We start from the raw sequence: 15,342 nt of genomic DNA, 5'->3' as shown, positions 1-15,342 counted from the left end.
ATAAATATTGGGGGAGGTGCCTATGCTCAATCAAGAACTGGAACTCAGTTTAAACATGGCTTTCGCCAGAGCGCGCGAGCACCGACATGAGTTTATGACCGTCGAGCACTTGTTACTGGCGTTGCTCAGTAACCCATCGGCCCGCGAAGCGCTGGAAGCGTGTTCTGTGGATCTGGTGGCGCTCCGTCAGGAACTCGAAGCCTTCATTGAACAAACCACACCCGTATTGCCTGCCAGCGAAGAAGAGCGCGACACGCAGCCGACGTTGAGTTTTCAGCGTGTTTTGCAACGTGCTGTCTTTCATGTTCAGTCCTCCGGGCGCAATGAAGTGACTGGCGCTAATGTGCTGGTTGCTATCTTCAGCGAGCAGGAGTCACAGGCGGCCTATCTGCTGCGTAAGCATGAAGTCAGTCGCCTGGACGTGGTGAATTTCATTTCTCATGGCACGCGTAAAGACGAACCGAGTCAGTCTTCTGACTCCGGGAATCAGCCAAATAACGAAGAGCAAGCTGGCGGGGAGGACCGTATGGAGAACTTCACGACTAACCTTAACCAGCTGGCTCGCGTGGGCGGGATTGATCCGCTTATTGGCCGCGAAAAAGAGCTGGAGCGAGCCATTCAGGTACTGTGTCGTCGGCGTAAAAATAACCCACTGCTGGTGGGTGAATCCGGCGTGGGGAAAACGGCGATTGCCGAAGGTCTCGCCTGGCGTATTGTCCAGGGGGATGTGCCGGAAGTGATGGCTGATTGTACGCTGTACTCTCTGGATATCGGTTCATTGCTGGCGGGTACCAAATACCGCGGTGATTTTGAAAAACGCTTTAAGGCGCTGCTGAAACAACTGGAACAGGATACCAACAGCATTCTGTTTATCGATGAGATCCACACCATTATCGGTGCGGGTGCGGCATCGGGCGGCCAGGTGGATGCGGCTAACCTGATCAAGCCGCTGCTCTCCAGCGGGAAAATTCGTGTGATAGGTTCAACCACTTATCAGGAGTTCAGCAATATCTTTGAGAAAGACCGTGCGTTAGCGCGTCGCTTCCAGAAGATCGATATCACTGAGCCGTCAGTGGAAGAGACCGTGCAGATCATCAACGGTCTGAAACCGAAGTACGAAGCGCACCATGACGTTCGCTACACCGCCAAAGCGGTACGTGCAGCGGTCGAACTGGCGGTGAAATACATTAACGATCGCCACCTGCCGGATAAAGCGATTGACGTGATTGATGAAGCGGGCGCGCGGGCACGTCTGATGCCGGTCAGCAAGCGCAAGAAAACCGTCAACGTGGCAGATATCGAGTCCGTGGTGGCCCGCATTGCGCGGATCCCGGAGAAGAGCGTTTCACAGAGCGATCGTGATACGCTGAAAAATCTGGGCAGCCGTCTGAAAATGCTGGTATTCGGGCAGGATAAAGCCATTGAAGCACTGACGGAAGCGATCAAAATGAGCCGTGCCGGTCTGGGTCATGAGCATAAACCTGTCGGTTCGTTCCTGTTCGCCGGACCGACTGGCGTCGGTAAGACCGAAGTTACGGTGCAGTTGTCTAAAGCGCTGGGCATCGAACTGCTGCGTTTTGATATGTCCGAATATATGGAACGTCATACTGTCAGCCGCTTGATTGGTGCGCCTCCTGGGTATGTCGGTTTCGACCAGGGCGGTTTACTGACCGATGCGGTGATTAAACATCCGCATGCTGTACTGCTGCTGGATGAAATTGAAAAAGCGCACCCGGATGTCTTTAACCTGCTGCTGCAGGTCATGGATAACGGTACGCTGACTGACAATAACGGGCGTAAAGCGGATTTCCGCAACGTGGTGCTGGTGATGACGACCAACGCCGGGGTACGTGAAACTGAGCGTAAATCGATTGGGCTTATTCATCAGGACAACAGTACTGATGCGATGGGCGAAATCAAAAAAGTGTTTACGCCGGAATTCCGTAACCGCCTCGACAACATTATCTGGTTCGATCATCTCTCTACTGAGGTGATTCATCAGGTGGTGGATAAATTTATTGTCGAGTTGCAGGTTCAGCTGGATCAGAAAGGTGTCTCTCTGGAAGTGAGTCAGGAAGCACGTAACTGGCTGGCGGAAAAAGGCTACGACCGCGCAATGGGCGCACGTCCGATGACGCGAGTGGTTCAGGACAACCTGAAAAAACCATTGGCCAACGAATTGCTGTTTGGTTCGCTGGTGGATGGCGGTCAGGTTACCGTCGCGCTGGATAAAGAAAAAAATGAGCTGACCTACGGTTTTCAGAGTGCGCAAAAGCACAAGCCAGAAGCTGCACATTGATTTCTAATCACATAATAAGCCGGGCGTAATGCCCGGTTTTTTTTGCCTGAAAGTCGTGATTTGAATTGGGGGGGCTCAAAGAGTTTAAACGGCAGGCAAAAAATAAGCCTGCGTAAGGGAGATTACGCAGGCTAAGGAGGTGGTTCCTGGTACAGCTAGCATTTATGGGTTATGTTTTTCAGCGGGTGGGATAATACCCTTAATGAACGAAACGGTATGTGATCGATTTCTAAGAATCTTCCGAACGCTGAAAAATAACCGTAATTAACTACTTAGCATGTGGATTGCGCGTGGACTCACCGGCAAAATTACGCATCAGTAATGCATAATTCAGATCGATATCCTGCGGTACGGGCATCCATACGGTATAACCATCACCAGGCGCAACTGGCATAGCTTCGCCTTTGGCGTTTTCCATCTGCTCAAGGGTGAAATTGACGTTACCCTGCGGCGTCATCAGCTCCAGACTGTCACCGACGGTGAATTTGTTTTTCACCAGCACAGCGGCCAGATCGCCTTTGCGTTCGCCGGTGAATTCACCGACAAACTGCTGACGTTCGGAAACAGAAAAACCGTATTCGTAGTTCTGATAGTCGTCATGCGTGTGGCGGCGCAGGAATCCTTCGGTATAACCACGGTGCGCCAGGCCTTCCAGCGTTTCCAGCAGTTGCGGATCGAACGGTTTACCGGCTGCAGCATCGTCAATGGCTTTACGATAGACCTGTGCGGTACGGGCGCAGTAATAGTAAGACTTGGTGCGGCCTTCGATTTTCAGCGAATGTACGCCCATCTGGGTCAGGCGTTCAACGTGGGCAATTGCGCGTAAATCTTTTGAGTTCATGATGTAAGTGCCGTGTTCGTCTTCGAACGCGGTCATGTATTCACCCGGACGCTGGGCTTCTTCAATCATAAACACTTTGTCGGTAGGCGCGCCGATCCCAAGCGTCGGTTCCACGTTTTGTACCGGGATGGGTTCGTATTTGTGCACGATATTACCCACCACATCTTCTTTACCTTCCTGCACGTTGTATTCCCAGCGGCAGGCGTTGGTACAGGTACCCTGGTTAGGGTCGCGCTTGTTGATGTAGCCGGAGAGCAGGCAGCGGCCGGAGTAGGCCATGCACAGCGCACCGTGAACGAAGATTTCAATCTCCATATCCGGAACCTGGGTGCGGATCTCTTCAATTTCTTCCAGCGACAGTTCGCGGGACAGGATCACGCGGGTCAGGCCCATTTGCTTCCAGAATTTTACCGTTGCCCAGTTTACGGCGTTAGCCTGTACCGACAGGTGAATGTCCATATCGGGGAAGTTCTCACGCACCAGCATGATAAGACCTGGATCGGACATGATCAGCGCATCCGGCCCCATTTCCACAACGGGTTTCAGGTCACGAATGAAGGTTTTCAGCTTGGCGTTATGCGGGGCAATGTTAACCACCACATAGAATTTTTTACCCAGTTCATGGGCTTCATTAATGCCGAGCTGCAGGTTTTCGTGATTGAATTCGTTGTTGCGCACACGCAGAGAGTAGCGCGGTTGGCCCGCATACACAGCATCTGCGCCATAAGCGAAAGCGTAACGCATATTTTTCAGCGTTCCCGCCGGGGAAAGGAGTTCCGGTTTAAACATAATTTTCTCGTTCTGATGACAGGTCAGACTCGCTTCACTGAATGAAACGGTTGGGGGAGTGCCCCCATATTAAGGGCGGGCATTGTATCGCTGCGTGACGGGCAGGTAAAGTTATTGTGCCGGGGGGGCGTTTTGCCTTACCCGGCCTTGATTGACTTCTGGCAGATTAAGCAATCCGGCAGGCATCGGCTTCCCAGCGATATCCTACGCCATAGACCGCGCGGATAAACGACTGCTCTGCATCCAGCGATTCCAGTTTACGGCGCAGGTTCTTGATATGGCTGTCGATGGTGCGGTCGGTAACGACGCGGTAGTCATCGTAGAGATGGTTGAGCAATTGCTCGCGGGAGAACACTTTTCCCGGTTCATGCGACAGCGTTTTGAGTAAGCGAAATTCAGCGGGCGTCAGGTCGAGCATTTTTCCACGCCACGATGCCTGAAAACGGCCTTCATCGACGATCAGCGGACTTTCTGCATCCATCTGTTGCAACTCGCGCTGTGGCTTACACCGGCGCAGGATCGTTTTCACTCGTGCGACGACTTCCCGCGGGCTGTACGGTTTACAAATGTAGTCATCTGCGCCGATCTCCAGCCCCAGCAGGCGGTCAATCTCTTCGATTTTGGCGGTCACCATCATAATCGGGACGTCAGAGAAACGACGAATTTCCCGACACAAAGTCAGACCGTCGGTACCTGGCAACATCAGATCTAACAAGATCAGGTCGGGTGGCGTCTGGCGTACGTAAGGCAACACCTGATCGCCGTGGTTGATGAGCGTAGGGGCATAGCTTGCCGCACGCAGGTAGTCGATGAGCAGTTGCCCCAGCTTGGGTTCGTCTTCCACGATCAGAATACGCGGCGTGTTTTCATCAATGGGTAACTCAGTCATACATCTCTCTGTAAGTCGCGTTCCAGCGGTAACTCTACTGTAATGCTAACCCCGCCAAAAGGCGAATGGGCGGCGCGGATCAGACCATTATGCGCCTGGACAATGTTGACACAAATCGCCAGCCCCAGCCCGGACCCTCCGCTGGCCCGGTTACGGGACCCTTCGGTACGATAAAAACGTTCAAACAGTTTCTGTAGCTGTTCGTCGCTAACGCCGGGAGCGGAATCGGCGAAGGTTAGTAACACCATCCGCTCGCGCTGTTCGGCGCTGATATGCAGACCGCCACCGCTGTCGGTGTAGCGTAGGCTGTTTTCCAGTAGGTTGTTAAACAGTTGCATCAGGCGATCCCTGTCGCCAAAGACCGTCATGCTGTCCGGGAGTGAAAGTTGGATCGTCAGTCCACGGCTGGCGAAGCGTTCGCGAAACGCGCCGCTCGCCACTTCCAGCAGAGGGATCAGGTCCAGCGAGGTTTTCTGGTAGGCCAGCGCCCCTTCATCAGACATAGAAAGCTGGTGGAGATCGTCTACCAGTTTGGTGAGCGTACCCACTTCAGCCTGCAAAGAGGCAACGGAGTCGGGCGTGAACTGGCGGACACCATCCTGAATGGCTTCGAGTTCGCCGCGCAAAACAGCCAGCGGCGTGCGCAGTTCGTGAGAGATATCAGCCATAAAGTCCCGGCGCATCTGCTGGTTTTTTTCCAGCGTACTGGCGAGCTGGTTGAAATCCTGCGCCAGTTTACCCAGTTCATCGGTACTGGTGGGAACCACGCGGGTGGTAAAATCGCCGGCCGCCAGTTTGTGTGTGCCTTCCACCAACCGCTTAACCGGGGCCAGCAGGCTGCGCGCCAGCGTAAACGTCGCCAGCGCGGCAAGGATCGTGGAGAGCGCCACAATAAGCCAACTGGATCGTCTTTGCTGCATGTCGAAATTGATATCCGTATTCCGCGTCAGCCGTTCTACGGGGGAGGCGATCACGGCGCCCACTTCGCTACCGTTAACGCGTATGGGATGGCGCATGCCGTCGCGAGGAACTGGGCCGCGCGGGCCGACCAGCACACGGGCACTTTGATCGACCACCCAAAATTGCGTACGCCAGCCGTGCGGCGGCATGCCGGGTCCCGGTTTATCATCGTCATTGTCGTGTTCAAAAGAGCGCAGGATCTGGAAAACAAAACGATCGTTATTGCGTAAGAATCGCCAGTTGCCGTGCTGCTCGTACTGCTCGCTTAACGCATCGCTGAGCATTTGCAGCCGCTGTTCGTTACCGTGCTTGATATAGTCAATAAAACCGCGTTCGAAGCTAATGCGCACGGCCCAGTGCATACTGATCAGCAGCACAATGCAGGTGGCGAAAATAGCCAGGAAGAGTTTGCCGGTGATACCGGGCCGCCAGAACTTCATCAGGTGCTCCTTTTGCGCCGTGAAATCACCGCGTTGGTCTGCGTGTCGTTCGGCACGCGGGCAAAAATGAGGGCGGGCAGTGCGATAAGGAACGCAATGCACAACCAGGTATACATAAAGACGGTATGCGTAGACGCGCTGTCGATGGCGATATGCTGTTGCCCGAACATGCCTAACAACAGACCGGCGATGGTTACCCCAATACTCATCGACAGTTGCATGATCATTGACAGCAGGCTGTTGCCGCTGCTCGCGAGGTCATCCGGCAGGTCTTTTAGCGTCAGCGTGTTCATTGATGAGAAGCGGGTAGAATTGACCATCCCCTGTAAGAACAGTATGAACGGCAGGGCGTAATACCAACCGAGTAACGCGGTGCTCATCAGCAACAGGCTGACCATCGACAGGCCAAGCGTGGTGGTGACCAGTACGCGACGGTAGCCAAACCGGTTGACGACCTGGACCACGATGCGTTTCATTCCCATACTGCCCAGCACCATCGGAATCATCATCAATCCGGCATGAAATGGCGAAAACCCTAATCCAATCTGCAGAAATACCGGGGTCATGAACGGCAACATCCCGCTACCAATCCGCCCGGCGAAGCTGCCGAACAGCCCTAACGAGAAGGTGTGTGTACGAAACAGATGCAGACTAAACAGTGCACGAGGGTTGTTGTGGGCGTGTTTCAGATACAGCAGGATCGCCAGTACGCCACAGACAACCAGCGCTGCCAGCGTGATATGGGAAATGCCGGTTCCCTTACTACCATCGAGCGCTAACGTGAGTACCGCCATGCCGACAGCCAGCATAATGAATCCAGAAAGATCGAAACGGCGAGTTTGCATGGTGTAGTTGGGCATCAGCATTAACGTCGCTATTGCCCCGACAATGCCAACCGGAATGTTAATCAGAAATATCCAGTGCCAGGAGGCATATTCCACCAGGATGCCACCTAATGCCGGGCCCAGAAGAGGACCAATCTGACCGGGCAAGGTGACGAATGTCATTGCCGCCATGTATTGCTCGCGTGGGACGATTTTCATCACCGTCAACCTGCCGACGGGCACCATCATCGCGCCGCCTACACCTTGTAACACGCGAGCCATCACCAGTTCATTCAGCGTTCCGGACCAGGCGCAAAATAGCGATCCCAGCGTAAACAGAATGATCGCGGTGAAGAATATATTGCGCACACCGATTTTATCGGCCAGCCAACCGCTGGCAGGGAGCATTACGGCGACGGTAAGTACATACGACACAATGACCATGTGCATATGCAGTGGGCTTTCCCCGAGGCTTTTGGCCATCGAGGGAAGCGCGGTGTTGACGATGGTGGTATCCAGCGACTGCATAAAAAAGCCAAATGCCACAATCCAAAGTTGCCAGCGGGTGCTGTCGGGAAGTTCTGTCATAACTCTGCTACCGGTTTGCTGTTTTTACGCGAAAAACGCAGACGCAGACGGTCGAAAAAGAGATAGACCACCGGAGTGGTGTACAGCGTCAGTAGCTGACTGACAACCAGCCCGCCAACAATAGTTATCCCCAATGGTTGACGTAGTTCAGAGCCGTCACCTGCGGATAATACCAGCGGCAGCGCACCAAACAGGGCCGCCAGCGTGGTCATCATTATTGGGCGAAAGCGCAGCAGGCAGGCCTGGAAAATCGCTTCTTCCGGCTGCAACTTGCCATTTCTCTGCGCTTCCAGCGCAAAATCGACCATCATGATGGCGTTTTTCTTCACAATGCCAATTAATAGCATGATCCCTATCAGGGCGATTAGGCTGAACGGGGCATTGAACAGCTCCAGCGCCAGTAAGGCCCCAACGCCGGCAGAAGGCAGCGTGGAGAGAATAGTCAGTGGGTGAACATAGCTTTCATACAGCATACCCAGCACGATATAGACGGTGGCGATGGCGGCGATAATCAGGATCACCTGTGAGTTCATGGTGTCCTGAAATACCTGCGCGGTACCCGCAAAGCTACCACGTACCGTTGACGGTACTCCAAGCTGGGTCATGGTTCGGTTGATGGCCTCCGTCGCTTCAGAAAGTGAAGAACCGGTCGGCAGGTTAAATGATACGGTTGAGGCGGCAGACAACCCCTGGTGATTCACCGATAGCGGCGCATTTGCCGGTTGCCATTTGGCAAAGTACGACAACGGTATTGCTTTGCCATCGCTGTTGATGACGAACATTTTGTCCAGGGCGCTGATATCCTGGGTGTAGCGTGGGTCGACTTCCATCACCACTTTGTACTGGTTCATCGGCTGATAGATGGTTGAAATTTGTCGCTGACCAAAGGCGTTATTCAGCAGGCTGTTGGCAGCTTCAACGTCGATTCCCAGACGTGACATGGTGTCACGATCGTAGATCAGATTCATTTCTGCGCCGTTGTCCTGCTGATCGGAGTTAACGTCCGCCAACTGGGGCAGGGCGGCCAGCGCCTTACGAATTTTCGGTTCCCATTCGCGTAGTGCGGCGAGGTCATCTGACAACAGAGTGTATTGGTAGCTGGCATTAGCCTGACGACCGCCGACGCGAATATCCTGCACCGCCATCAGAAACAGGTTTGCGCCGGGTTCTTTGGCAAGCTTCACACGCAGGCGGTCGATCACCTGTTGCGCCGTTTCGTGGCGTTCTCCACGAGGCTTCAGGGTGATAAATATCATTCCGCTGTTGACGCGTGAACCGCCGGTAAACCCGGTGACGTTATTCACCGCAGGATCGTCGCGGATGATCTTCATAAAGTCCTGCAGTTTGCCTCGCATCGCCTGAAACGAAATGCTCTGATCGGCCTGGATACCGCCCATGAGTACGCCGGTATCCTGTTCCGGGAAGAAGGTTTTGGGGATTGAAATATAGAGCCAGACGTTCAGGGCAATGGTTGCGAGTAGCACCACGCCCACCATGCGTGTGTGGCGTAGCACCCACTTCAGCGAAGTGGCGTAGCTTTGTTGTAATGCCACCAGTACACGGCCAAATCCCCGCTTACGTGATTGTTCGCGTGGCGTGCTGGATTTGAGCATCCAGCCGCACATCATCGGCGTCAACGTCAGCGATACCAGCAGTGAAATACCGATAGCCACCGACAGGGTGACGGCAAACTCGCGTAACAGTCGCCCTGGCAGCCCGCCCATTAACAGCAGTGGCAGAAACACCGCCACCAGCGACAGGCTCATGGAGAGAACGGTGAAACCCACCTCGCGCGTGCCTTGTAGCGCCGCCTGTAACGGTTTCATTCCCGCTTCGAGATGGCGTGCAATGTTCTCCAGTACCACAATGGCATCATCGACGACAAAACCCGTTGCGATGGTTAGCGCCATCAACGACAGATTGTTGAGGCTAAATCCACACAGATACATCGCGGCAAACGTACCAATCAGCGAGACCGGAACCGCCACAGCGGGGATTAGGGTGGCACGCCCGGAGCGCAGGAAGACAAACACCACCAGGATAACCAACGCCACGGAGATAATCAGCGTTTGCTCTACTTCAGCCAGCGAGGCGCGGATAGTGGGTGAACGATCCTGGGCGATTTGCAGATCGATAGCGGCCGGGACCATCGTTTGTAGCTCCGGTAGTTTGGCGCGAATGCTGTCGACCGTCTGAATAATATTGGCTTCCGGCAGTTTGCGGATCATCAACAGAATGGCCGGTTTGGCATTGGTCATCCCCGCATTGCGTACGTCCTGCACCGAATCACTGACAGATGCAACATCCCCCAGTCGCACAGCTGCGCCGTTGTTATAGTGGATGATAACTGGCTTATATTCCGCCGCGGTTTTTAGCTCATCGTTGGTTTGTACCTGCCAGCGATGGGTTTCATCTTCGATAGCGCCCTGCGGTTTACGTACGTTGGCGTTATCGATAGCGCTACGCACCGCGTCCAGCGATACCCCCTGGTTAAACAGCGCCTGCGGATTAAGCCCCACGCGCACGGCGGGAAGAGCGCTTCCTCCGACATCCACATCACCGACGCCGTTGATTTGTGCGATGGTCTGCGCCAGTTGCGTCGAGGCGAAATCGTATAATTCACCTTGCGAGTACGTGTCCGATGTCAGCGTCAGGATCATGATCGGGGCATCTGAAGGGTTGGCCTTCCGATACGTTGGGCGGCTGGGCATCCCGCTGGGCAGTAGGCTTTGCGCCGCGTTAATGGCGGCCTGTACGTCCCGTGCTGCACCGTTGATGTCGCGGTCAAATTTAAATTCGAGAATAATGCGCGTGCTACCAAGCGAGCTGCTTGATGTCATCTCATTTACGCCCGCGATCCGCCCAAGCGAGCGTTCCAGTGGGGTTGCTACAGATGACGCCATTGTTTCTGGTGATGCTCCCGGTAGTGATGCACTGACCATGATTACCGGAAAATCAACCTGCGGCAGGGGGGCCACTGGCAACAGACGAAAGCCCAGTATGCCGCACAGGGTAATGGCGACGGAAATAAGAATGGTCGCCACCGGGCGATGGATGAAAAGCGCAAAAAATTTCATTTACGCGTCCTCTCGCTGACGCGGGAAGCGGTTTTTCACATACAGCGACAGTCGGTCAAACAGCAGGTAAATCACCGGTGTGGTAAACAACGTCAGGACCTGGCTGACCAGCAAACCGCCAACCATGCCAATACCTAATGGACGGCGTAACTCTGCACCTACACCGGTACTTAGCATCAGTGGCAACGCCCCCAGTAGCGCTGCCAGCGTGGTCATCAGGATAGGGCGAAAACGCAGCAGACAGGCCTGGAAAATGGCATCGCGCGGTGACATTCCCTGCTCACGTTCCGCGGCAAGGGCAAAGTCGATCATCATGATGGCGTTTTTCTTCACGATCCCGATGAGCAAAATAATGCCGATGATCGCGATCACGTCCAGTTCGCTGCCGGCAATCATGAGCGCCAGCAACGCCCCGACACCCGCAGTGGGAAGCGTAGAGAGAATCGTAATCGGGTGAATAAAGCTTTCGTACAATACGCCGAGCACGATATACATCGCGACCACTGCTGCCACAATCAGCCAGATGGTGTTGCCCAGGGCAGCCTGGAAGGCCAGCGTACTGCCCTGGAACTGAGTGGTGATATTTGCGGGCAGGTTAAGTGTTTTTTCGGCATCCTGAATCGCCTGTACCGCATCGCCCAACGACTGATTATCTGGCACATTGAACGAGATAGTCGTTACCGGGAATTGATCGAGATGGTTAATCGAAAGCGGGGCAAAACGCTGCTCAATGCTGGCGATAGCGCTGAGCGGTACGATTCCGCCATCGCTACTGGTCAGACGAATGGTATCCAGCGCGGCAAGTCCCGGTGTGCTGTCAGTGTTATGCTCTAACACCACGCGATACTGGTTTGCCTGTGTGTAGATAGTCGAAATCAAACGCTGTCCGAAGGCGTTGTACAGGGCGTTATCGACATCCGCCATACTGATCCCTAAACGGCTGGCGCTGTCACGATTGACGTTCACATACGCGACCAACCCTTGATCCTGCCAGTCGCTGCTAACATCAGACAATTGTGGTAACTGCTGCAATTTTTCAAGCAGCTGTGGGACCCACGTGCTGAGGGCGTCAAGAGAGTTAGCTTGTAACGTAAACTGGTATTGCGTTCGGCTGACCTGGGTATCAATCGTCAGATCCTGCGTGGGCTGGAGATAAAGGTCAACGCCAGGGACTCTGTCTACCTCATCCTGTAATCGGGCGATCACTTTCTGTACGCGATCGTCGCGTTCATCCAACGGTTTAAGATTAATTTGCAGACGTGCACTGTTCAGCGCGGGGTTAGTGCCGTCAACCCCCACGAAGGCCGTCAGGCTTTCTACCGCAGGATCGTTGAGGATCACATCGGAAACCTGGCGTTGACGCTGAGCCATGCTGGCAAATGAACTGGATTGTGGAGCCTGCAGCGTACCCTGAATAATGCCGTTATCCTGAATTGGGAAGAAGCCTTTTGGGATAAACACCCACAGCATGACGCTCAGGGCCAACGTACCGAGGGCTACGCTAAGCGTTAACCACGGGTGGTTAAGTACCTTTGCCAGCCAGTGTCCGTATCCGGCAATCACCCGATCGAACATTTTTTCTGAGGCGCGGGAGAAGCGGTTTTGTTTACGCAATGACGCCTGACTGAGCATGCGCGCACACATCATCGGCGTAAGGGTTAGCGATACGACGGCGGAAATCAGAATCGCTACCGCCAGCGTAACGGCGAATTCGCGGAACAAGCGCCCGACGATATCGCCCATGAATAGCAGTGGGATCAATACTGCAATCAATGAAAACGTCAGGGAGATGATGGTAAAACCAATCTCGCCTGCACCTTTCAGGGCTGCGGTCAGTGGTTTTTCCCCTTTTTCGATATAGCGCGAAATATTCTCGATAACCACAATGGCATCATCCACCACAAAACCCGTGGCGATGGTCAGCGCCATCAATGTCAGGTTGTTGATGGAGAAATCAAGAAAGACCATTACCGCGAAGGTCCCGATCAGCGATAGCGGAACGGCAACTGCAGGAATGATGGTGGCAGGAATATTGCGCAGAAACAGGTAGATAATCATGACGACCAACGCAATTGCCAGCATCAGTTCGAACTGAGTGTCGGCAACGGAAGCGCGAATATTGGTCGTACGATCCGAAAGTACAGTTACCTTCACCGATTTCGGCAGGCTTTCCGTCAGTTGCGGCAGCATTTGCCGAATACTGTCCGCCGTGGCGATAATATTTGCGCCAGGCTGACGCTGTACGTTCATCACGATGGCTTGTTGTTTGTTGGCCCATGCCCCAAGCCAGCTGTTTTCTGCACCTTGTTCGACGGTGGCGACATCACCAAGTCGTACTGGTGCACCATTTTTATAGGCAACGATTAACTGGCGATACTCATCTGCAGACTGCATCTGGTCATTAGCGGAAAGCGTAACGGCGCGCGTTGGTCCATCAAGACTCCCTTTGGCGGAATTGACGTTGGCGCCGGTAATCGCCGTACGGATGGTTTCGCTGGTCAGACCGAGCGCTGCAATCGCCTGTGCATTAAGCTTCACGCGGACCGCCGGACGCTGGCCGCCAGAAAGTGTCACCAGGCCAACACCGGAAACCTGGGAGATTTTCTGCGCGACACGGGTTTCCACCATATCTTCCACTTGCGTCATCGGCATGGCGCTCGAGGTGACGGCCAGCGTCATGATCGGCGGATCCGCTGGATTAACTTTGCTGTAAACCGGTGGGTTAGGTAGGTCACTCGGTAATAAATTGGTGGCAGCATTGATGGCGGCCTGAACTTCCTGCTCGGCAACATCCAGTGGCAGGGTCAGTTGAAACTGCAACGTGACGACCGATGCCCCACCGGAACTTTGGGAGGACATTTGTTTCAGGCCGGACATCTGCCCGAACTGGCGTTCAAGCGGAGCGGTAACCGCAGACGTCATGACATCCGGGCTGGCTCCGGGATAGAGCGTTATGACCTGAATGGTGGGGTAATCCACTTCCGGTAATGCCGCAATGGGCAGGAAACGGTAGCCGATGATACCGGCAAGCAGAATCGCGACCATCAGCAAAGTGGTAGCGACGGGGCGCAGAATAAACAGGCGGGACGGGCCGCCTGTATTGCCGGGAGGTAACACCTGCATCAGGAGCTCGCTCCTTTTTTGCCATAACCGCGCGGTGCGGCTTTGTCGTCGCTAGCGGTGGCGGCGTGAGCCTCCACGACCTCGACTTTAGCCCCTTCCGTCAGACGATCAATTCCGTCGGTGACGACGCGATCGCCCGCGGACAGTCCGGCGGAGATAACGACGTTCTGGCTGTCCTGAATACCTGGTTTAACCAAATGTTTGCTGACTTTGTTGTCGCTGTTCAGCACCCAGACAAAGTGGCCTTCGTTACCCATTTGTAGTGCGGCAGTCGGGATCACGACGGCATTTTGTTCGGTATCGACGAGCATGCGAGCGTTAACAAACTGATTCGGGAACAAGGCATCGTCCTGGTTGTTAAAGCGGGCCTTTGCTTTGATGGTGCCGGTGGTGGCGTCAATCTGGTTGTCGAGGCTCAGCAGCACGCCTTCGCTCAGTTTTTGCGAGTTGGTACGGTCCCAGGCCTCAACTTTCAGTGGCGTCCCCGATTTCTGTGCCTGTACGACGGTCGCGATATCGTTCTCTGGCAGAGTGAAAACCAGATCAATAGGATGGGTTTGTGTAATGACGACAATCCCGGTGGTATCGCTGCTGGATATCTGGTTACCCACATCCACAAGCTTCAGGCCTACCCGACCATCAACTGGAGCCGTTATCCGGCTCCAGTCGAGTTGCAATTGCGCGCTGGCGACGCTGGCTTCATCGGCTTTTATCGTCCCTTGTGTTTCGTTGACCAGCGCCTGTTGCGCATCCAGTTCCTGACGAGAGACCAGATTCGTTTTGACCAATTGCTGATAGCGGGCGAGGTCGCGACGAGCATTGGCCAGCGTGGCTTTATCTTTCGCTAACTGTCCCTGCGCCTGCGCCAACGCAACGTTAAACTGGCTCGGGTCGATCTCGGCGAGCAGATCGCCGGCTTTCACCTGTTGCCCTTCCTGAAAGTGTATGGCGATGAGTTGGCCGTCCACGCGACTGCGTACCGTCGCGGTGTTCGCGGCAGTAATGGTACCCAGCCCGGTCAGATAGCGTGGAACGGCTTGTTCGACTGCCGTCGCCGCCTGAACCGGAGCCAACGGACCGGAACGCATTCCTCGCCGTCCCGTTGCCGGAGCGGGCTGTGTCTGACGGGTCGCGCCGGGGGCTGTTCCCTGAGGTTCGCTGCGACTTTGCCAGAACCAGAAGGCGGCGATGGCGGCCACGACGATCACGATTACTATCACCCAGCGGGATTTGTTACGGCCTTTCATTGTTATGAGTTTCTCATCCTGAAACGTTTCGCGGAATGATACTAGTTTAGCCAGTGAACAAGGGAGAAAAATGGAGGAATTATGAAACACTGTAGGGATTCGTCTGAATGACGGCGCGGCTTTGCGAGGCATTACGCAACAATCAGCAGCGAAAATCACCAATGCGAAATAGTGTGCCAGAGTGTGGTCAAGGCAATAAGGAGGCAAGCCAGAGATTTCAGCGGGACGCTGGAACGGGAAAACCCCTCCCGAGGAAGGGGCCAAA

8 protein-coding genes are annotated in these 15,342 nt (G+C 54.5%); 1 reads left to right on the top strand and 7 read right to left on the bottom strand.

Going from position 1 to position 15,342, the window contains the following annotated elements; translation table 11 throughout:
* The first annotated feature begins 22 nt into the window (after positions 1 to 22).
* Entirely contained in the window at positions 23 to 2,299 is a 2,277-nt protein-coding gene (clpA, locus tag RYZ59_RS11565) for an ATP-dependent Clp protease ATP-binding subunit ClpA (RefSeq protein WP_318048014.1), read from the top strand.
* Positions 2,300 to 2,567: 268 nt separating this feature from the next.
* Here the strand turns inward: clpA and yegQ are convergent, their stop codons facing one another.
* From yegQ to RYZ59_RS11530, 7 genes are all read right to left on the bottom strand, one after another.
* Entirely contained in the window at positions 2,568 to 3,929 is a 1,362-nt protein-coding gene (gene yegQ / locus RYZ59_RS11560; protein WP_040231866.1) for a tRNA 5-hydroxyuridine modification protein YegQ, read from the bottom strand.
* A 166-nt stretch (positions 3,930 to 4,095) separates the two neighbouring features.
* Positions 4,096 to 4,818 carry a two-component system response regulator BaeR gene (gene baeR / locus RYZ59_RS11555; RefSeq protein WP_137382236.1) on the bottom strand — a complete coding sequence of 241 codons (723 nt, stop codon included), beginning with the start codon at positions 4,816 to 4,818 and terminating at the stop codon, positions 4,096 to 4,098.
* On the bottom strand, positions 4,815 to 6,218 hold the full coding sequence (gene baeS, locus RYZ59_RS11550) for a two-component system sensor histidine kinase BaeS (protein ID WP_137382237.1): 1,404 nt from the start codon (positions 6,216 to 6,218) through the stop codon (positions 4,815 to 4,817). Before baeS ends, baeR begins: the two co-directional genes overlap by 4 nt.
* Positions 6,218 to 7,630: an MFS transporter gene (locus RYZ59_RS11545; protein ID WP_318048015.1), complete on the bottom strand. Its 1,413-nt coding sequence runs from the start codon at positions 7,628 to 7,630 to the stop codon at positions 6,218 to 6,220. The genes baeS and RYZ59_RS11545 overlap by 1 nt, the downstream gene beginning before the upstream one ends.
* Positions 7,627 to 10,707 carry a multidrug efflux RND transporter permease subunit MdtC gene (gene mdtC, locus RYZ59_RS11540; protein WP_318048016.1) on the bottom strand — a complete coding sequence of 1,027 codons (3,081 nt, stop codon included), beginning with the start codon at positions 10,705 to 10,707 and terminating at the stop codon, positions 7,627 to 7,629. Before mdtC ends, RYZ59_RS11545 begins: the two co-directional genes overlap by 4 nt.
* On the bottom strand, positions 10,708 to 13,830 hold the full coding sequence (locus RYZ59_RS11535) for an MdtB/MuxB family multidrug efflux RND transporter permease subunit (RefSeq protein WP_202038967.1): 3,123 nt from the start codon (positions 13,828 to 13,830) through the stop codon (positions 10,708 to 10,710). It abuts the gene before it with no gap.
* On the bottom strand, positions 13,830 to 15,077 hold the full coding sequence (locus RYZ59_RS11530) for an MdtA/MuxA family multidrug efflux RND transporter periplasmic adaptor subunit (RefSeq protein ID WP_318048017.1): 1,248 nt from the start codon (positions 15,075 to 15,077) through the stop codon (positions 13,830 to 13,832). The genes RYZ59_RS11535 and RYZ59_RS11530 overlap by 1 nt, the downstream gene beginning before the upstream one ends.
* Between the last annotated feature and the right edge of the window lie 265 nt (positions 15,078 to 15,342).

The sequence above is a fragment of the Citrobacter sp. HN-141 genome, from assembly GCF_033341895.1.
Lineage (GTDB): Bacteria > Pseudomonadota > Gammaproteobacteria > Enterobacterales > Enterobacteriaceae > Citrobacter.
The sequence above is the reverse complement of the archived record's forward strand: the minus strand, read 5'-3'. Positions and strand labels throughout refer to the sequence as shown.

Bases quoted from the DNA above. Each gene is read 5' to 3' on its own strand.
- yegQ (WP_040231866.1), bottom strand. From the start codon at position 3,929: ATGTTTAAACCGGAACTCCTTTCCCCGGCGGGAACGCTGAAAAATATG.
- mdtC (WP_318048016.1), bottom strand. From the start codon at position 10,707: ATGAAATTTTTTGCGCTTTTCATCCATCGCCCGGTGGCGACCATTCTT.
- baeS (WP_137382237.1), bottom strand. From the start codon at position 6,218: ATGAAGTTCTGGCGGCCCGGTATCACCGGCAAACTCTTCCTGGCTATT.
- RYZ59_RS11530 (WP_318048017.1), bottom strand. From the start codon at position 15,077: ATGAAAGGCCGTAACAAATCCCGCTGGGTGATAGTAATCGTGATCGTC.
- RYZ59_RS11535 (WP_202038967.1), bottom strand. From the start codon at position 13,830: ATGCAGGTGTTACCTCCCGGCAATACAGGCGGCCCGTCCCGCCTGTTT.
- baeR (WP_137382236.1), bottom strand. From the start codon at position 4,818: ATGACTGAGTTACCCATTGATGAAAACACGCCGCGTATTCTGATCGTG.
- clpA (WP_318048014.1), top strand. From the start codon at position 23: ATGCTCAATCAAGAACTGGAACTCAGTTTAAACATGGCTTTCGCCAGA.
- RYZ59_RS11545 (WP_318048015.1), bottom strand. From the start codon at position 7,630: ATGACAGAACTTCCCGACAGCACCCGCTGGCAACTTTGGATTGTGGCA.